Genomic DNA, 18962 nt, shown 5'->3' with positions numbered 1-18962 from the left:
GGTTTGGCGTCGTTGGGCCTGATGCCATCGCTGGGTCATGGTCCTTTCCGAGGTCGCGTAGCGCCTCATGATGATGTCCGGGGCGGACGCCTCAACGTCTGCAGCGGGGTACGGTCAAGCCGCCACCAGCCGAATGAACGAGGTCGTCACAACCCACCGTCCCAGCGGGACATCGCCAGTCCGGCGGACCGGACCAGGAGCTAATAAATAGGATCAGGCTTCCTTCGCCTGACCCCAATTGAACGGTGTGCCATCGACCCAGACGCAGTGGAGGATCACGGCGATCTTGCGCGCGATGGCGACCTTTTGCCTTTCTCATGCCAATTCGGTTGGCAAGCTTTATTCCCCAAGCCTTGAGAGAAGACCATTTTTTGGTGCGATAAAGCAGCACCGTCGCCGCCTCGAACAGGTAAGTCCGGAGCAGACGGTCGTCCCATCGGGATATCTTGCCGTTGATGTCCGTTTCGCCAGATTGGCTGCGCCGCGGTGTAAGACCCAGATAGGCGCCGACGCTTGATGCCGATCGGAAGCGCGATGGATCATCGATCGTATGCCGGAACGTCAAGGCAGTCACCACGCCAACACCAGGAACGGTCATTAGGCGACGCGTCGTCTCATCCGACTCGCACGGGGGAACAGCAAGCCGTATTCTTTGATGAGACTGCGGACCTGGTTCTCGATATCTCGACGAATGGCCACGAGCCGGGATCTCGCCACGAGTATCGCACGGATCTTCTGACTTTCCTCACTCTTGACCTTGACTTCTCGATACCAGCCAACCTGTACCAGTTCGGCCAGACCTCGAGCATCGTTCTGATCGCTTTTGTTCATGCGCACTGACAAAGCCGCGTGCGCATGTCGAGCGTCGATACAGACCACTGGAAGATCAACCCTACGAAGCTCGTGCCACAGCCAACTCGCCATCGCCCCGGTCTCAAATCCGATGCGCTCGGCGTGTGGAGCTCGCCTGCGAAGCAGTGTCGTGAGCGCCCCGGGGTCGGACTTGGCCTTTCCCTCGAACAAGACCTGACCCACCTCGTCGACCACGCATACTGACGTTTCTTTCTGCGAGACATCCAGCCCAACATATTGCTTCATAGCCCCTCCGATTCGTAAGATTGCGGAAGGCTTGAAGATAGCGGACCTTTCGAGCCGCGGGCGCCGACCGCAATTACGTCATCGTCTGCAATATTGACCCCCTAAGCCGGGGGATCGGCGTCCAAAATTGGCTCTGACTCACTTTTGATGCAGTTTGGGGTCTGCCTAGCGCTTTGATTGAAGGAGAACCAGCGCCATGCAGCAGGCACTCCAGCGCTCCAGTCTGGTGCCGAGTGGGTTTGTTGTAGAGAGTGCGTTTTACGATGGTGATAAGGCCGTCATTGCGGTCCGGGCGTCCAGAAGCGTTGGCCTGTGTCCATCCTGCGGAACGGTTTCCCGACGTATCCATAGCCGCTATCGGCGACGCGTAAGCGATCTGCCGCTCTCAGGGCGGATCGTACAGCTCCTGGTGATCGCCCGACGCTTCCGCTGCGACGCCGTCCTGTGCGGGCGCCAAGTCTTCACTGAGCGCTTCGCCGAAGGGGGCCTGGCTCCTTCGGCGCGACGCACAGCGAGGCTGGATTCTATCGTCCATCACCTCGGTCTGGCGTTGGGCGGACGACCGGCAGCAGGCTTCGCAAAACGGCTGATGCTGCCGGTGAGCAAGGATACGCTCCTGCGCGTGGCCCGACGCCGTACCCGCCCGCCGGCTGATCCGCTCAGGGTTATTGGCATTGATGATTGGGCTTGGCGGCGCAACCACCGATACGCCAGCATCGTCTGCAATCTGGAAAGGCGCCGGGTAGTCACGCTGCTGCCGGACCGTGAGCCGGCAACTGCCCAAGCCTGGCTCGCTGCTCATCCCACGATCGCGATCGTAGCGCGTGATCGCGGTGGAGGATATGGTGAAGCTGCGGCAAAGGCCCTGCCGCACGCGGTACAGGTCGCAGATCGCTGGCATCTGATGGAGAACGCCAGTCGGGCTTTCCTCGACGCCGTTCGCAAATCGATGCGCCAGATCCGCAGCGCAATCGGGGCGACGACAATCAATCCCAAACTGCTCACCGCGGCCGAGCGCCTACAATACGAGGGCTATCTCCGCCGCGAAGAGACCAACGCAAGCATCTTGGTCCTGTCGAAAGGCGGAACGCCGATCAAGCAGATCGTGCGCCAGACCGGCCATAGCAGGAAGCTGGTGCGACAGGTGATCCGGGGCGAACGCCACGATGTCTTCCGGACCCGGCAGAGTTCACTCGATCAGCATCTGCCATGGCTCGACGACCAATGGGAGGCCGGTTGCCGAAACGGCGCTGAACTTTGGCGCCGTTTAAAAGCACGCGGCTTCCGAGGCTCCCTTCGCGTTGTGGGTGAATGGACGACACGGAGACGGCGGTCCGAAAAGGTTGATGTCGAAAGTCTTCATCGGATCCCATCGGCCAGAACAATCGCTCGCCTCATGACGGTCGGACGGGATACGCTTTCGAAAGCAGAGACGATCACTGTCGCCGCCGTCGAGGCTGGCGTTCCCACCCTTGTCGAAGCTCGAGAGATCGTAGCCCAATTCCACCTGATGATCCGGCGCGGAGCGGCCGCCGAGCTGTCGCCATGGATCGAACGCGCTCGCGGCCAGTCTCGTTGCCTCATTCGCCCGCGGCGTTACGATTGATGAAGCGGCGGTTCGTGCGGCAATTACATCGCCCTGGTCCAACGGACAGACTGAAGGTCAGATCACCCGCCTCAAACTCGTCAGACGGCAAATGTACGGCCGCGGCAAACTCGATCTGCTTCAGGCCAGACTAATCGGCGCAGAATAGAGTGGGGCTGCATCAAAATTGCGTCAGAGCCAAATGTGAACGCCGATTGACACTCGACGTTCTCGATCGCGACGAGGTCGTCGCCGCGGTGGAGGAGCTCGAACGGCGCGGCGACGCCGTCGACGAACTCAGGCGCCTTCTCGATCGAGGTCGGCCTTCCTGGAGTTCTTCGCCCCGGAATGCGGCCGATCCCGACCTGCCGCCGATGCCGCCAAGAAACGGCTGCAGGATGGGGCCATGGACGGCAGCGACATGCGCTTCGAGGGCTACCGCGTTGAGACCAGAGAGCACGCCGGCGAGTACCCCGACACGATGCCGCAGTTCATCGAAGTCACCGACGCTGAGGTCCGCAGGGCGGCGTAAGTCCCGCTCAGCCGCGACGGCAAGGTCGTGGAGAGTTCAGCGGTCGTGGACAAGCAGTGCGAAGACAGCGACTGACTTAGGCGCGGCCTGATCTTCCCGCGGGCGACAACGCGCACCGTCCGGCGGAGTGGTTGACCACTGCAGTTTCAGAGCCTGCTCGGCCCGTGCGCTCATCCAAGTCTAAACCTCGCCGTTACCATTCAGGATCACCGGGATCGCCTTCGAACGGATGGCGCCGGCCTCGGCGTTCGGCTGCCGTGGTCGCGCGACGCGACACATCGCGGAGAGGAGTCGATGGCGATCTTTGTCGATTGCGGCCGGATCTAACTCGCGTTGAGTATTCCAACGCGTTCGCATTCTGGGATGTGCGCCAAGTGAACCGTTCGCCGCCAATGCTACCCGTTTCGAGACATCGGGCACGAGATGTTGGGCCTCTAATGATGGACGGTATCGCCGGGAGTTAGAGGGCCTGCGGCCCCGATCGCTTCCCGCAACGGCTGGTCGGGCTATTTTCCCCGCCGCCATGCGGCTCCTCGCGGAAGTCAAAATAGCCATCCCGTCGCCGTCCTGCGCTGCGCTCCAGCCTCCGGTGCAGATCGATCGCCTCCCGGCGCAATCACCGCCATCGAGGCCGCAATCACGCAGGCCCGACGGTAAACGAAGAGACGATCATGGCGACCAATCGGCCACACCAAGCCCAATCATCCAGGCATGCCAGAGCTACTTCAACCAGCGCAAACTCCAGTAAGAAGCGGCGCGTAGACATCTATCAGCGCGTCACCGACAAAATCATCCGCGACCTTGAGCAGGGCACGCGCAGTTGGACTAAGCCTTGGACCCCGTCGTCAAGGCAGGCCGCATCAGCCCGCCCTCTGCGCCACGACGGCACACCATATCGAGGCGTCAATGTTCTCATCCTGTGGTCCGAAGCAATCACCCACGGCTACTCGTCGGCAACTTGGATGACGTATCGCCAGGCCCAGGCGCTGGGTGCTCAAGTCCGTAAAGGTGAGCAGGGCGCGACCGTCGTCTATGCCAAAGCCATTGAACGCGCCGAGGACGATCCTGTAACAGGCGAAGAGGCCATCCACCGTATTCCGCTGCTCCGTGCGTACACGGTCTTCAACATCGAGCAGATAGAAGGCCTTCCCGCGCAGCCCGCGGCGGTCCCGGCCCGCGAACCCATGTCAACGAGGATCGACAGTGTCGATGCCTTTATCACCGCCACCACAGCCAAGATCGTCCACAAAGGCAACCGTGCCTGCTATCTTCCGTCAGCCGACCGTATCGAAATGCCGCCTTATCGTCAGTTCATCGATACGCCTACGTCGAGCGCGGCCGAAGGCTACTATGCGACGTTGCTTCACGAACTCATCCATTGGACGTCGCCAAAGCATCGCTGCGACCGTGATTTGGGCAAACGCTTCGGAGACAACGCTTACGCGCGCGAAGAACTCGTCGCTGAGATCGGGACTGCGTTCCTTTGCGCTGATCTTGGCATTGCGCTGGAACCGAGGCCAGACCATGCCTGCTATCTCGCCAGCTGGTTGGCTGTGCTCAAATCCGACAAGCGGGCAATCTTTACCGCCGCTGCCTCGGCGCAGAAAGCAGTCGATTGGCTTGCCGGCAAGAGCCACCCCGACTAGGGCGCATAAATTCGCGGATGTCCGGTTTTGAGAGCGAAGCAGAACTATTTCGCTCGTTCAGAGCACTACCAGTGTGACCCATACCGGAAGTCGGTGTCTGGGCCGCGACGCGGCTCGCGTCGGCCTGTTTCCGAGGGACTGTCCATCGCTGCCGTCGGTCGACATCATTCGGCCGATGGTATACCTCGCGGGTTCGTAGTTCGGTTTGAGGTCACGTAATCGATCTCGGAATACGTAATGCCCATATCCATCAGCTCCCGATCACTCAGGTTGCAAAGATCGCGCCGCAGCCGCTCCCATTTTCGCCATTCCTTAAAGGCGGTCCAACAATTCATGAACGCACCCACGTTGCCTCGCTGCGCTACGGTCGTCTGGACCAAGCCCGTTGCCTGGTAAATCGTGCTCATTTGCAGCATCCTCGGGTGCCTTGTTTCCACCCAGATAAGCTGCCAAGATTTGGCCCAACACGCTTGACGTGCTGCTTACATTTTCCTTATGGGCAGCTTATTCTTTACCTCCGAATTGTTGCCGCCTTTAACCGGCGACCGCCTAGAGGGATTTCGCATCTTGCGCTATCTCTTCGAAGATCTTGAACTAGATTCCGGCCGCCGCGAGCTATACCGCGACACAAACGTCGTTGCCCTGGCGCCACAGACCTTTGACCTGCTCGACTATCTCATTCGCAACCGCGAGCGCGTAGTTGGCAAGGACGAGCTCATCACCGCCATTTGCAAGGGACGGTTCGTGTCCGATGCCGCGCTGACGACCCGGCTAAATGCAGCTCGATCCGCGATTGGCGATTCCGGAGAGCGCCAGCGTCTGATCAAGACGCTGCCGAGGAAGGGCTATCGCTTTATCGGTACGGTGCAGGAAGCCGACAGAGCCCCCACGGTGGCAGTAAACGAATTCCAAAGGGAGACCGCCAAACCTGCCCTCACACTTCCCGACAAGCCGTCGCTCGCCGTTCTCCCATTCACCAACCTGAGCTCGGATCCAGAGCAGGAGTATTTCGCCGATGGCATGGTCGAGGACATCATCACCGGCCTTTCACGGTCCAAAATCGCTGTTCGTCATCGCGCGACAATCTACTTTTAGCTATAAGAGCAAGCCTATCGACATTAGGCAGGTCGGGCGCGAGCTAGGCGTTCGGTACGTGCTCGAAGGCAGCGTGCGCAGATCCGGCGACCGGGTTCGCATTTCCGGAAAGTTGATCGAGGCCACGACGGGTGCCCACCTCTGGGCGGACCGCTTCGACAGCCAACTCAGTGATATCTTCGATCTGCAGGACCAAGTGACGGGTAGCGTGATTGGCGCACTCGTTCCTCAATTGGAGCGGGCCGAGATAGAGCGCGCAAAACGCAAGCCAACCGAAAATCTTCAGGCCTACGATTACTATCTTCGTGCACTCTCAAGCTTCTATCAATTCACTCGCGAACAAAACATTGAAGCCCTCAGACTGACTCGGCTTGCCGTCGAGATCGATCCCGGGTTGGCCGCAGCATACGCGCTGGGCGCTTATTGCTGCCTGCAACGAAAGGTCTTCGGCTGGACGGTCGATGCGGATCAGGAACGCGATGAGACCCGACGGCTGGCGAGGCGCGCAATTGAGCTCGATAAGGAAGATCCAACTGTCCTTGTGAGGGTCGGGCAGGCTATTGCCGGCGTACTGTATGAGCTCGACGAGGGCACGACCCTTGTTTTCCAGGCGCATGAGCTCAATTCAAATTTGGCTGTTGCACGATATAGTATCGGCTGGGAACACATACGGCGCGGCAATGTTGAGGAGGGGCTCAAACAGTTCCATGCCGGCGTGCGTTTAAGCCCTATGGATCCGTTTCTTTTTCTGATGCAGACCGGAATAGCGTTTGCTCATTTTTTGACAGATCGATACGAAGACGGTTCATCATGGGCCAAGTTGGCTGTGCTGCACCGGCCCAACTATCTCAACGCACAGTTTATTCTAGCGGCTTGCCACGCAATGTCTGGCAGGGTCGAGGAAGCCGGAGTGATCGGTGCACGCCTAATAGAAGCGAGGCCGGCTGTGCGCCTCTCTACGCTCGTTCCCAAGCTCGCTAGATTTTACCAGCCGAAACCTCTCGAAAAAATAACGATAGCTTGCCGCATCATGGGTCTCCCCCCTAATTGCATGCGGCTGTTCGGGAAGTGCTGATCTCATTGCAATTCCTCTGAATTGCAAAGCCACGAGTTCACTGGCTCAAGCACGGTCATTCAGAACGCCGCGACCCGGACTCCCTGCATGGAATTCCGGCGTACGTTCTCAGATCATGCTGCCGGGCAGAAAGCAGCGAACGCGCGGATGGCCATCGATGTAGTGCTTCCATACCATAGTCGGACCGGCGCGGTTCGGTTGCTTTAGGACGGCGCCCTCAGGAACCACGACCCACTCACCTTCGATGCGGACGCGGTAATGGCCACGGTCGGATTCCCAATCGGCGTCGAAGACGATGTATCCATCGGCATCCGTACAGCACTGCCCAAACTCGCTGTGCAAGCTCTCGAACCATGGCTTCAGCGGCGACTTGGCGTAGCGCCCGTCATCACGGGCGAGCACCGGTGTCGCCAACGCAATCAGGCCAAGCATCAGCGCTGCATGTATTCTCGCGGACATTCGTTCCTCTCTACGAGGCTGCAAGCGCACTATGCGCCGATCTGCTTCCTCACCCTGCGATATGCGGAAAATGGAAGTCCGACAAAATCGCTTTTACTTCTGGCTATGGAGCAAATGCCGCTGCCTGTGGAGGGCCGGGTGTACCAGGGCGAACGAATACAAAACGCGACCTCACCGGCAGGTCCAAACCGTCTTGGCCGTCCTGCCCGATCAGAATGAGGCCCGCTCCACCATTCGCCACTGTTAGGATGACCGGTTCACCAGCCCATGTCCTGATCGGCTCCATCGCCAGGATAAGGAATTCGCCGATCGGCTGGTCCAGATACTGAAGTCTTAGCTGCGCTGCGATTTCGGCGGGCGCAAGCAGAAGGCCCAGCAATTGTGCGCGCGCATAGACGTCCCGCAGCGCTGCCGTTTTGCCCTCAAAGCCAAGTTCGGCTGGCGACACGGCAACAAGCTCGACCTCGGCTTTCTTCCCGCTGAGGGTAAAGGCCGGTCTTCCGATAATCTCGTCAGCCGAGCTCCCAACACCGCAGCCCAGTGCACTCATCGCGCCCCGAAGAGCGGCCAAATCCCTAAAGGTCCCGACAGTAATCCTCTTCCAGAAAGGAACCTCGGCGGCGGAGCTGAATGACGTCCGGGTGTCGCGGGCTGGCGGAGCCCCCTTGAGCGCCAAGTGATTGCGCAGGACATCCTGCGCAGAGCATTGGGCTTCAGCAGCGTTGGCGCAGGCGATGACAAGCGCACCGCAGACAAGTAGAGTGGCACTCCGTTGTGCAAATGCAGCGGCCCGTCGCATTCTCCTGGACTCGTAGGTCGCACTCATCGTCGCCTCCGCTACGTTTCTCGCCGCCTAGACTGCCAAAGCGCGGTTCGGTAGGCTTTACGAGCGGCTTACATTTTCCTTATCGGCGGCTTATTCTCTTCATTCCGACTGGCGCAGGGGCGCAGCGTCGCTCCGAGACTGGCAACGGGGAAGGAAGTTGCGCTATCTGTTTGAGGAGTACGTCTTCCACACCGATCGGCGCGAGCTGCATCGCGAGGGGGAGCTCGTCCCTGTCGCACCACAGGTGTTCGATCTGCTTGATTACCTGATCCGCAACAGGGAGCGAGTTGTCAGCAAGGACGACATCATCAAAGTCATTTGGAATGGGCGCAGCGTATCCGACGCAGCGCTGACAACTCGCCTGAATGCCGCCCGGACTGCAATCGGCGATTCCGGCGAGGAACAGCGCTTCATAAAAACACTACCGCGCAAGGGCTTCCGTTTCGTCGGAGCAGTCCGGGAAGTGAAGGAACCGGCAGGCGCAGCAGTCGCCGACGATCAAGTAGAACTTCAAAAACCCGATCTTGCACTCCCCGACAAGCCTTCCATCGCCGTGCTGCCGTTTGAGAACATGAGCGGCGATCCCGAGCAGGAATATTTTGCGGAGGGCATGGTGGAAGAAATCATCACCGCGCTGTCGCGGTTTAAGTCTCTGTTCGTTATCGCACGTCACTCGAGTTTCACCTTCAAAGGCAAAGCCGTCGATATCAAGGAAGTCGGGCGTCGGCTCGGTGTGCGCTATGTCCTCGAGGGGTCTGTGCGGAAGGCGTCGGGAAAAGTTCGCATCGCAGGGCAGCTGATCGATGCAGCTACAGGCGCGCATCTATGGGCGGACAGGTTTGAGCGTGACCTTACCGACGTCTTTGCTCTCCAGGACGAAGTAACCGTCGCTGTTGTCTCGGCTGTTCAACCAAAGATGCTTCAAACAGAGATTGAAATGGCGACACGGAGGCGACCAGAGAACCTCACCGCCTATGACTTGTTTCTCCGATCCATGCAACAGTATTACCTGACGAGCCGCGAAAGTTTGGCCGAGGCGATCAGGCTGGCTCACCGCGCTCTGGAGCTAGAACCAAGGTTCGGGTCTGCAGCGGCTCTGGCAGGCGACTGCCATGCGAGCAACGTCGCGTTAGGCTATGCCAACGATCCTCAGTTCGACTGCAAGGAAGCAGTTCGGCTCGCTCATTTGGCATTGAGGATCGATGATGGTGATCCAGACACCTTGTCAAGGGTTGCCGTAATCTCGGCGGGCATGGTCGGCGACAGTGAATCCGAGATCGAAATGGCTGACAGGGCCGTGCTGCTCAACCCAAATTCATGGCGCACTTGGAACAACAGAGGCTGGGTCTATACAATGGTCGGCCTGCCGGAGGAAGCGATACAAAGCTTTGAACGTGCCATTCGCATGAGCCCGGTAGATCCGCTGCTGCACATGACGTTTCTTGGCATTGCGCATGCCCTCATGGGACTTCGGCGTTTTGAGGAGGCAATCGTCGCATTGAAGAAAGTCGTGCGTCTAAATCCCTCCTTTATGCCAGCTCACCGCGGCCTCGCTTCCGCCTTCGCCCATCTCGGACGCGACGCTGAGGCGCACGTCGCGGCGGCGCGTGTGCTTGAGATCGATCCCGCCTTTACAATATCGGCGCATATCGCCCGGGTCCCCAAAAGCTCAAAGCTGATTATTGAGGGTCTGCGAAAAGCGGGGTTACCAGAATGAACCGTGAGCACGCGCTGGCGAGACGGGCCTCGCTGCGATGCGCGAGTCAGCTAATGGCCGATTTTGTTGCAAAAGTCGGTTGAGACAAGTCACGAAGCGTGATTCCGTTGTGTTGACGCGAATCTCGGCGAGGTCGATCCATGATGGGCCGTCTGAATAGTGACCAAGGTCAACTGTTCTACGAGTTTCGTCTTGGCGACGCTATTCCTGAAGATCATCTGGTGCGGAAGATCGATGCTGCTCTCGATCTATCCTGGCTTCGCGGTGAACTAGCATCTCACTATTCGTCGCTGGGGCGCCCGTCGATTGATCCGGAACTGATGATCCGGATGCTGGTCGTGGGGTATGTCTTTGCGATCCGCTCGGAACGGCTGATCTGCCGTGAAGTGCAGGTGAACCTCGCCTATCGCTGGTTCTGCAAGCTCGGTATCGAGGACGCCGTCCCGGATCATTCGGCGTTCTCGCGGGCCCGCAACGAGCGCTTCCGCGGTGGAGATGTTCTCCGCCGCGTGTTCGAACGGGTTGTCGAGACATGCATTGCCGCCGGTCTGGTTGGTGGCGAAGGATTTGCAGTCGATGCGAGCCTGATTGCGGCCGACGCGAACAAGCAGCGCTCGATCGCAGGTCAGGACTGGCGCAGGGATCGCGATCCGGCCAGGTCTAGCCGCGCGGTGAAGGAGTATTTGGCAACCCTCGACGATCCGGCGTGGGGCGCCGCCAGCGATGTCGTCCCGAAGTTTGTCTCGCCATCCGATCCGGCAGCGCAGTGGACCGGCGCTCACAAGGGGCCGGCATTCTTCGCGTACTCCGACAACTATCTCATCGACGTGAAGTTCGGCGTCATCGTTGATGTCGAGGCCTCCCGCGCCATTCGCCAGGCCGAGGTCGGTGCAGCAAAGACCATGATCGAACGGACCGAGGAACGCTTCGGTCTCAAGCCAGAGCGACTTGTCGGGGATACCGCTTACGGAGCGGCTCCGATGCTGAACTGGCTGGTCGAGGAGAAGGGCATCGCGCCGCATATCCCTGTGTTCGATAAGTCGAAGCGCGATGATGGCACCTTCTCGCGGAGCGACTTTCGATATGATCCGACCGGCGACGTTTACCACTGCCCGGGTGGTAAGCGGCTTGGGACGAGCGGTACCGTGCACGAGGGCAAGACCCTTCTGTATCGTGCAAGCAAGCTCGACTGCGATGTATGCCCCCTCAAACCGCAGTGCTGCCCAAAGGAACCATCACGCAAGATCCCGCGCGATATCCATGAGCATGCCCGAGACGTTGCCCGGTCGATCGCTGGCACCGAGGGCTTCGAGTTCTCCCGGCATCAGCGCAAGAAGATCGAGATGAACTTCGCACGCTTGAAGCGCATCCTGAAGCTTGGTCGGCTCCGATTGCGGGGCCCGCAAGGTGCCCAGGATGAGTTTGTTCTAGCCGCCATCGCCCAGAATCTGAGGCGGTTTGCATCGCTGGTCGCACGACCCCCACCGGCTCAGGCTCTGCGCAGCGCGTAGCGTAGCGTCGAAGTTGCGTAAAATGCGTCAGGGCCAGCGCTTCAGAGCGCGGCTCAACGAAGGGCCCAGCCAAATCCATTGCAGCCGACTTTTGCAACAAAATCGGCCCTAACCCGACATGGGCGCGAGGGCGATGGAAAGGAATGCAGCCCGTGCGCTAGGCTCGGCAATATGCCACTTGAGGTAATCGACCTCCCGCGATTACCGCTCACAGGTGGTCAGCAAAACTGCTAGGCTCCCGCCCTAGTGGCTTATTTAGTCTGGCCGTTTGGAGGGCGCTGTGACCGAGCAGCGGGTTCAAAGGCGACTGGCGGCGATCTTGGCCGCTGACGTGGTCGGCTACTCTGCGTTGATGCAGCGCGCTGAGGAAGCTACGTATGCCGAGTTCGAGCGGCTGAAGTGCGAGGTAATCGAGCCTGGCCTCGCTCGCCACGGCGGGCGGCTGATTAAGACCACGGGTGACGGCGCGTTGGCCGAATTCGCAAGTCCGTCGGCTGCAGTGCAGTGCGCAGTGGAGATACAGGAAGGCATCGCGTCAGGCCGGAGCTCTCTTAACCTACGCATCGGGATCAATCTCGGGGAGGTTATCGTCGGGGCTGACGGCGATCTTTTTGGCGACGGCATCAACATTGCTGTCAGGCTGGAGGGGGGCGCCGATCCTGGCGGCATCCTGATTTCCGAGAAGGTGTACAGCGAGATCGAGGGCAAGCTGGACGTTGGCTTCGAGGACCGGGGCGAACAGCAGTTCAAGAACATCAGCAAGCCGGTTCGCGCCTACGCTGTCCGCGCGGACAGAGTAGGCGCACTGAGGGAGGAGCTAAGTGCCGTTCCTCGGCTGCCCGACAAGCCTTCCATAGCGGTACTTCCGTTTCAGAACATGAGCGGCGATCCTGACCAGGAGTACTTTGCCGATGGGATGGTGGAAGAGATCATCACGGAGCTTTCACGGTTCAAAAACCTGTTTGTCATCTCCAGAAACTCGTCATTCACGTACAAGGGCACGGCCGTGGACATCAAGAAGGTCGGAAGCGAGCTTGGTGTGCGTTACGTGCTCGAAGGCAGTGTTCGGAAGTCCGGTCAACGGCTCCGAATAACGGGGCAATTGATCGACGCAAAGACAGGCACTCATTTGTGGGCTGACAAGTTCGAGGGGCAGCTTCTAGACGCATTTGACTTGCAGGATAAAATCGCGGTCAGCGTAGTCGGTGCAATTGCCCCTCGGCTGCTCGACGCGGAAATTGAACGCGCCAAGCGCAAGCCGCCTGAAAGCTGGGATGCCTATGACTACTATTTGCGCGGTCTAGCACTGTATGCGCAGCATACAGCCGAAGCGAGTGAAGAAGCTTTACCGCTGTTCCGCAGAGCAATCCAACTCAATCCAGAATTTGGGCTGGCGCATATGAGGGTCGCTTCGTGCTTGTTTTGGCGGCCGCAACATGGAGGTTTGCCGCTTACAAATGATGAGCGGGCCGAAGTCTTGCAGCTCAATGATCGTGCTCTTGCTCTGGAGCCAAAGAACGCGTTCGTTTTGTCATGGGCCGCTCTGTTCATCACCTACCTGGCTGGAGATATCAAGCGCGGCTCCGAGTATGCGGATCGTGCATTGGCGATCAATCCCAACCTGTCGAGTGCCTGGAATGTCCGCGGATGGATCAGTCTGAGCATCGCAGAAGTCGCCGAAGTAGAACGTGGTCTAGAGGCTTTCAATCGCGCCATCAGGCTTAACCCCTTTGACGATTGGACCGTCTTCATCTCGATGAGAGGCAGGGTTTGCGCGCTGTGGGGGCTTGGACGCGACGAGGAAGCTGTAGAAGAGACTAAGAAGCTGTTAGCCCGCGCTCCAAACGATTTGTACGCTTGGCTCTTCCGGTGGATCATCGAGGGAGATCCTACTATTCGAGTTCAATTTCCAAAGTTGCGCAGCTCCGATCTGAAGAGGATATTCGTCGAGCCTACTCGCAATTTCATGCACAGAGCGAGATTGGAAGAAGCGATAGACCGTCTTGGATTGCCGGAATAGGACCTTCCCGGTGTGAAATCGAGCAAGAAGAACTCTTTTCCGCGGCAACGGCCGCGCATGTTCCGCCGGGCCGGCGCGTGCAGCTGTGTCTTTTCGCTTCCATCGTTTTATTTTTACATCCGCTCCGCCTATACCCGGTGCAGCGGGTCGCTCTATGCGGCCTTTTAAGGGGCGAAGGGACCTCGACCAAGCGCGCGACTGCTAACAACTGCTTTTGGCCCCGTGGCTGACTTGCACGGTTCGGGGATGTCAGCTTCATTAGGAAGTGGCCCGACCAAGGTCATTTGGATACGAAGGGCCGCCTCTGACCCGAACCCGACATGAAGCTGTTGATCGAGGCGCTTCGGAAAGCCGGATTGCCAGAGTAAGCCCGCCTTCGCTTGTTGCCTGCAGGTGACCTATCCCTGCAAGCAGCAACGCGGGATATATCTCAATTCATACGAAGTGGAAGGTGTTCGCATGGTTGGCAATCAGCTCCGCGGAGGTGACGCCGGCAAGTGTGATCGTGTCGTGTTCACCGACTGTGATGATCGTCCCTTGCGGTCCGTCCCGAATAACGCCCTGAAGAGCTGCCCAGTCGGCAAATGCCGACTTGCTGAACTCGATCACATCGTGGTCGGCGCCCGCAGCCACGAAACCGACGATGACGTCGGATCCAGGGTTCTTGGAGAAGACAAAGGTATCGTTGCCGGATCCGCCTAAAAGAAGGTCGTTACCCGTACCGCCGTCGATCCTATCGCTGCCGTTCTGGCCATAAAGGATGTCGTTACCCCCGCGGCCGAAAATGCGGTCGTCTCCCTCACCGCCGTAGATGATGTCGTTGCCTTTTCCACCATCCAGATAATCGTTGCCGCCATTGCCCTCGATCACGTCGTTGCCACCGGCACCGATGATGACGTCGGCCCCTTTAGTTCCGCGCAGTGCGTCGCTCTTGTCCGTGCCGATAATCGAGCTTGAAGTCGGCGTCACCTCGAATTGGCTGACGATGGTCGGATCCTGCGCCAGGACCTGATCCGGGTTGGCGGCGAGGTCCTGGGCACTGAAGTACGGCATACCCCAGGTTGTCACGAGCAAGTGTCCTGCAAGATCTATGTTGAAGTCGGTCCAGCCGAAGTCGTGTCCGACGAAATAATCACCCTTCAAAAGCGTAGCATGGATCGCGCCGCCGCTCTCGAGGCCGATCGGATCGTAGCCCAGCTTGATCATATATCCATTGATGATCGATTTAACGAAGTCGTCCTTGTCATTGGGGATGCTGTCAGTATCCGGCGCGTTCGGCAAGCTATTGTAAAGTGCGAGCTGCTGCGGGGTAATCAAGCCGAGCTGAAGAGCGATCTGAGGCAGCAACGGTGCAAACGACGTGGCTCCCAAAGCAGTGGTGGCGACCTCAAACGCGCTGCTCGCAACCTGCGGACCACCGAGCGTCTCCTGATAGGTCAGATTGTTGACCGAGGTCCAGTGCATGTCAGAGGATACGAACACCACGTTCTCGATGTGATTGTCATCGATAAACTTCAAGAGCCTGCCGCGCTCGGCCGCATACCCTTCGTAACGATCGCCAGCACCGAGGGTCGGACCGAAGTTCTGGATCGGCTCCCCCAACATAACAAATTTCCAGGTGATGCCGTTGTCGCGCGCGTCAAGAAGGTCTTGCTCAAGGCGCTCTAACTGGACATCACCGAGAAGGGTGCGGCTTGGATCGAGCGAGGCTGTGAGGAATTGCGCAACCTGGGTTGGGTCAATTGGATTTGTCGGCGCCGGCAGCTCAGCATCGCGGAAACTGCGCTCATCGGTCAGAATGACCGCCGCATCGGAACCATAGGTGTTGTAGCGATAGAGATCGGGCGCGCCGTCAAAGCGGTCCTCGCCAGTACCACTATATATTCGGGTCTTGATCGCGTTGTACTCGTTGAATGCCTGCAGACCGTTCGAATACAGCGGCGTTTCATTGATGAAATCACCCGGCTGACCGATGAACTGCGGATCCGTGCTAGGTGGCGCGCCGCCGGCAAAATCATTGACGACCTCATGATCATCGATCGTGGCCAGGATCGGCACATGGGCTTGCAAGTCGGCCAGATAGTCGTGGCCGAAATGGCTACTGTAGACCTGGTCATGCTTGAGCCGAAATTCATTCAGCGCGCTGGCCGCCGGCGGTAGGTCGGCGTAGACCGTGTCTCCGAGCTTCACCACCAGATCTAGGTTCGCCGCTGCAGCATTCTTGATCGGGGCGAATGGTGCGAGTTCACCTTGTTGGTCGGCGACGATCGCGAAGTGGAATCCATTGTGGGTGCCAAGTGCGCTGGCGGTCGTAAAGCTGCCTTCGATTATATCGCCGGACGAATCGATCACACGATAGAAGTAGTGTTGACCTGATTTGAGATGGTCGAATTCAACCTTCACCGGCACCAGTGGGTCGGCCACGGTGACCCGCGCGCCTTGCGCATGATGAAAGGAAGGATCCGTCGAGATCTGGAAGATCAGACGCCCAATCTCGACCGCTCGGGTCCAAAGGACTGCTGAGCTCTGAGTGACGTCGCCCGACGAGACGCCATCTGGAAACGCTGTTGTGCTCGGCGCTCCTGGTGGCTCAGCCTGTATTGCGCACTGGTGGCTGCCGAAACTGAACGCATCAAGTGCTGCGCTCCAGCTTGAGAAATCAGGAGTAACGAAATCAATGTCATCGGGACGCTTGCAAAGAGTCTTCATCGTAAGACCTCATAAGCTGTCAGCAGATCCACATCGTTGATTGTCGCGCGTCTCCGTCAGTTCTGATCTCGGCTGGCACGCCTGGATGAGCGCTACACACTGCCCGCGACCCATCGTAGATGCATTGCATTCTCCTCTGATCAGGAGTGCTACGGTGGTAATTTACGACCTTTGATGCCGATCGGGCAACTCAATTGTGATCGTAGACAAAAGCGTGGTGGCAACTTCAAGTTCGGACGGCGGTATCGCTGCGGCGAATAGTCCCCAGACGTACCGGGTGGGTCCGACGATGTCCGTTATTCGACCAGAAGTCGCGCTATCGGGCCGCCACGGCAGATTTTGGCCGATCGCGTCAATTTGCGCATTGCAGCGCGATGTCCGGTGTCGGGGGTAGTCGGGAAGTGCTGTTGAGAGGACTGCGGGTCTGAGTGTGACCCATACCGGAAGTCGGCATCTGCGCCACAACCCGGCTGGCCGTTCCCAATTCCGACCGTCCACCGCTGCCAGACATCGACATCATACGGCGGATCGGAAGCCTCGCGGGTCGGCATCTCGGTTCGTGGCGACGTAGTCGACCTCACCACGCGAAATCCCGATATCCATTAGCTCCCGATCACTTAGGTTGCAAAGGTCGCTCCGCAGCCGCTCCCATTTCCGCCAGTCTTGATACGCGTCCCAAAAACTCTTGAAGGTCTGGAATCTCGTCGCTGTGATGTGGTCGTCTGGGCAAGCCCGCTGTACGGTAAATCACGCTCATTGCAGCATCCCTGGGTGCATTGTTTCCACCCAGACAAGGTGCCAAGAGCCCGGCGAGTTCGCTTGACGTGCTGCTTACATTTTCCTTACCGGGAGCTTATTCTTTGTGTTCCAAGTGTTGCTAGGGCCCGATGATCGGAACAGCCTAAGGGATTGGCAGCTTGCGCTATCTTTTCGAGGAGTACGCATTCGACACCGACCGGCGCGAACTTCATCGCGGGGCACAGGTCGTTGCTATCGCCCCACAGGTGTTCGACCTCCTCGAATACCTGATCCGAAACAGGGAGCGCGTCGTCAGCAAGGACGAGCTCATAAACGCGGTTTGGAACGGTCGCATTGTGTCCGATGCTGCGCTTACGACCCGCCTGAACGCTGTCCGCGTTGCGATCGGCGATACCGGTGAGGAGCAGCGCATCATCAAGACGCTTCAGCGCAAGGGCTTCCGTTTCGTCGCACAGGTGCAAGAAGCGCGAAAAGTTGCGGCCCCAAATCCGCGCGATGCGCCCGAGACCCGTCTTGCGCTTCCCCACAAGCCCTCCATCGCCGTGCTGCCATTTGAGAACATGAGTGGCGACCCAGAACAGGATTACTTTGCTGACGGCATGGTGGAAGACATCATCACCGCACTATCTCGTTTCAAGGCATTGTTCGTCATCGCCCGCAACTCGAGTTTTACATATAAGGGGCGCTCCATCGACGTAAAGCAAATCGGGCGTGAGCTGGGGGTGCGCTACGTGTTGGAAGGTAGCATCCGCAAATCAGCGAAGCGGGTGCGCATCACCGGCCAGCTGGTCGATACAAGCACCGGTGCACATATTTGGGCGGATCGCTTCGACGCGGCATTAGAGGACATCTTCGATCTTCAGGACAAATTGTCCACTTTGATCGTGGGCGCCATCTCGCCAAAGCTGGAAGAGGCTGAGATCGAGCGGGCAAAGCGCAAGCCGACCGAAAGTCTTCACGCGTACGACTACTACTTGCGCGGAATGGCAAGCCTCCATCACGGGAGCAAGAAATCCCTTGCCGAAGCCTTGGCGCTCTTCAAAAAGGCGAGCCAAATTGACCCTGCCTTTGCAGCAGCCTATGCGATGGCCGCATGGTGCTACGATATCCTTTCGCCTTGGACGGCCCACGAGGATGAGGCGCGCGAAGCAGTGCGCTTGGCGCGGCTTGCGGCAAGATTGGGCACGGATGATGCGACAGCACTCAGTGCCTCGGGTTTCGTGCTGGCTTCGATTGCCGGCGACTTCGACGCGGGTGTGGCCTTGACCAGTCGGGCTCTTGTGCTCAATCCAAACCTTGTGACCGCTTGGTTTCTCGGTGGTTGGGTGCGAATGATTAATGGCGAACCCGACGTGGCGATCGAACACTTCGCACACGCCGAGCGCCTCAGTCCATTTGATCCACTCATCTGGGCCGTGCATGGCGGCATCGCCGGCGCCCATTTCTTTGCGGGCCGCTACGATCTGGCACTGTCGGCTGCTGAACGTTGTTTGCGCGATATGCCTAATCATCTTTGGGCACTCGCCATTGTCGCAGCAAGTAGCGCCCTAACTGGAGCCATGGATCGGGCGAGAGAGGCTATAGCGCGCGGTCTTGAAATCAGCCCGGGACTGTCCATTTCCGAAGTGGAGAAAAGGATGCGGCGACGTCGCTCGGAAGATATTGCGAGAATGAGAGAGGGCTTTAGAAAGGCTGGCTTGCCGGAGTGACCGCGCCAACCTCCGCAACTCGGGCAAAAGTAAAACTAAGTCGAGTAAGCATTTCCGCTTATGGCCGATACTGTTGAAAAAGTCGAAAGTAGAGAGACAGCAAAAATCTCGCTCGGATCAGCTCTAGTCGAGTCTTGGCAATAAAGGCCGTTGCCACGAGACTAGCACTACTTTGGCAGAATGTGTTTTCGCCGCTGTTTTTCAAGGATTTGCTTTCGGCA

General features: G+C 58.6%; 13 protein-coding genes and 2 pseudogenes. 9 read left to right on the top strand and 6 right to left on the bottom strand.

Annotated elements, in window-relative coordinates; translation table 11 throughout:
• Nucleotides 1-213: 213 nt before the first annotated feature.
• Nucleotides 214-1098, bottom strand: a pseudogene (locus WN73_RS20155) (IS110 family transposase).
• Between the two features lie 196 nt (nt 1099-1294).
• Between WN73_RS20155 and WN73_RS20150 the strand changes: the two are divergent.
• From WN73_RS20150 to WN73_RS20140, 3 genes and pseudogenes are all read left to right on the top strand, one after another.
• A pseudogene (locus WN73_RS20150) lies at nt 1295-2852 on the top strand (ISL3 family transposase).
• A gap of 237 nt (nt 2853-3089) precedes the next feature.
• On the top strand, nt 3090-3215 hold the full coding sequence (locus WN73_RS20145) for a hypothetical protein (protein WP_271554540.1): 126 nt from the start codon (nt 3090-3092) through the stop codon (nt 3213-3215).
• Nucleotides 3216-3886: 671 nt separating this feature from the next.
• Nucleotides 3887-4861, top strand: a complete 975-nt coding sequence (locus tag WN73_RS20140; protein WP_271554539.1) for an ArdC family protein — start codon at nt 3887-3889, stop codon at nt 4859-4861.
• 164 nt (nt 4862-5025) lie between these two features.
• Here the strand turns inward: WN73_RS20140 and WN73_RS20135 are convergent, their stop codons facing one another.
• Nucleotides 5026-5196 (bottom strand): DUF1127 domain-containing protein, encoded by a 171-nt coding sequence (locus WN73_RS20135; protein WP_246776518.1) that lies wholly within the window; start codon nt 5194-5196, stop codon nt 5026-5028.
• A gap of 232 nt (nt 5197-5428) precedes the next feature.
• Here WN73_RS20135 and WN73_RS20130 point away from each other — a divergent pair, with 232 nt between their 5' ends.
• Nucleotides 5429-5956 (top strand): winged helix-turn-helix domain-containing protein, encoded by a 528-nt coding sequence (locus WN73_RS20130; protein ID WP_271554537.1) that lies wholly within the window; start codon nt 5429-5431, stop codon nt 5954-5956.
• 58 nt (nt 5957-6014) lie between these two features.
• A complete protein-coding gene (locus WN73_RS20125; RefSeq protein WP_271554536.1) occupies nt 6015-7031 on the top strand; it encodes a tetratricopeptide repeat protein in 1017 nt (338 codons plus the stop codon).
• 108 nt (nt 7032-7139) lie between these two features.
• Here WN73_RS20125 and WN73_RS20120 read toward each other — a convergent pair whose 3' ends face one another.
• The gene (locus tag WN73_RS20120) at nt 7140-7463 is read right to left on the bottom strand and encodes a hypothetical protein (RefSeq protein ID WP_246776337.1); all 324 of its coding nucleotides are present in this window, start codon (nt 7461-7463) and stop codon (nt 7140-7142) included.
• Nucleotides 7464-7593: 130 nt separating this feature from the next.
• A complete protein-coding gene (locus WN73_RS20115) occupies nt 7594-8316 on the bottom strand; it encodes a hypothetical protein (RefSeq protein WP_271554534.1) in 723 nt (240 codons plus the stop codon).
• Nucleotides 8317-8473: 157 nt separating this feature from the next.
• Between WN73_RS20115 and WN73_RS20110 the strand changes: the two genes are divergently transcribed.
• From WN73_RS20110 to WN73_RS20100, 3 genes are all read left to right on the top strand, one after another.
• Nucleotides 8474-10033, top strand: a complete 1560-nt coding sequence (locus tag WN73_RS20110) for a winged helix-turn-helix domain-containing tetratricopeptide repeat protein (RefSeq protein WP_271554533.1) — start codon at nt 8474-8476, stop codon at nt 10031-10033.
• Nucleotides 10034-10173: 140 nt separating this feature from the next.
• Nucleotides 10174-11544 carry an IS1182 family transposase gene (locus WN73_RS20105; RefSeq protein ID WP_271554532.1) on the top strand — a complete coding sequence of 457 codons (1371 nt, stop codon included), beginning with the start codon at nt 10174-10176 and terminating at the stop codon, nt 11542-11544.
• A 280-nt stretch (nt 11545-11824) separates the two neighbouring features.
• Nucleotides 11825-13564 carry an adenylate/guanylate cyclase domain-containing protein gene (locus WN73_RS20100; protein WP_271554531.1) on the top strand — a complete coding sequence of 580 codons (1740 nt, stop codon included), beginning with the start codon at nt 11825-11827 and terminating at the stop codon, nt 13562-13564.
• Nucleotides 13565-13999: 435 nt separating this feature from the next.
• On the opposite strand, the gene WN73_RS20095 is transcribed toward WN73_RS20100, so the two are convergent.
• Nucleotides 14000-16273: an alkaline phosphatase D family protein gene (locus tag WN73_RS20095; protein WP_271554530.1), complete on the bottom strand. Its 2274-nt coding sequence runs from the start codon at nt 16271-16273 to the stop codon at nt 14000-14002.
• Between the two features lie 516 nt (nt 16274-16789).
• The gene (locus WN73_RS20090; protein WP_271554595.1) at nt 16790-16915 is read right to left on the bottom strand and encodes a DUF1127 domain-containing protein; all 126 of its coding nucleotides are present in this window, start codon (nt 16913-16915) and stop codon (nt 16790-16792) included.
• Between the two features lie 275 nt (nt 16916-17190).
• On the opposite strand from WN73_RS20090, the gene WN73_RS20085 reads away from it, so the two are divergent.
• A complete protein-coding gene (locus tag WN73_RS20085; protein ID WP_271554529.1) occupies nt 17191-18741 on the top strand; it encodes a winged helix-turn-helix domain-containing protein in 1551 nt (516 codons plus the stop codon).
• The last annotated feature ends 221 nt before the right edge of the window (nt 18742-18962 follow it).

The sequence above is a fragment of the Bradyrhizobium sp. CCBAU 45394 genome (genome assembly GCF_028128655.1).
In the GTDB taxonomy this organism is placed as follows: Bacteria; Pseudomonadota; Alphaproteobacteria; order Rhizobiales; family Xanthobacteraceae; genus Bradyrhizobium; species Bradyrhizobium diazoefficiens.
Note: the sequence above shows the minus strand (reverse complement) of the source record. Positions and strands in the feature narration are given on the sequence as shown.

Coding starts and splice junctions, on each gene's coding strand:
- WN73_RS20145 (WP_271554540.1), top strand. CDS start 3,090: ATGGACGGCAGCGACATGCGCTTCGAGGGCTACCGCGTTGAGACCAGA.
- WN73_RS20140 (WP_271554539.1), top strand. CDS start 3,887: ATGGCGACCAATCGGCCACACCAAGCCCAATCATCCAGGCATGCCAGA.
- WN73_RS20135 (WP_246776518.1), bottom strand. CDS start 5,196: ATGAATTGTTGGACCGCCTTTAAGGAATGGCGAAAATGGGAGCGGCTG.
- WN73_RS20120 (WP_246776337.1), bottom strand. CDS start 7,463: ATGCTTGGCCTGATTGCGTTGGCGACACCGGTGCTCGCCCGTGATGAC.
- WN73_RS20115 (WP_271554534.1), bottom strand. CDS start 8,316: ATGAGTGCGACCTACGAGTCCAGGAGAATGCGACGGGCCGCTGCATTT.
- WN73_RS20105 (WP_271554532.1), top strand. CDS start 10,174: ATGATGGGCCGTCTGAATAGTGACCAAGGTCAACTGTTCTACGAGTTT.
- WN73_RS20095 (WP_271554530.1), bottom strand. CDS start 16,273: ATGAAGACTCTTTGCAAGCGTCCCGATGACATTGATTTCGTTACTCCT.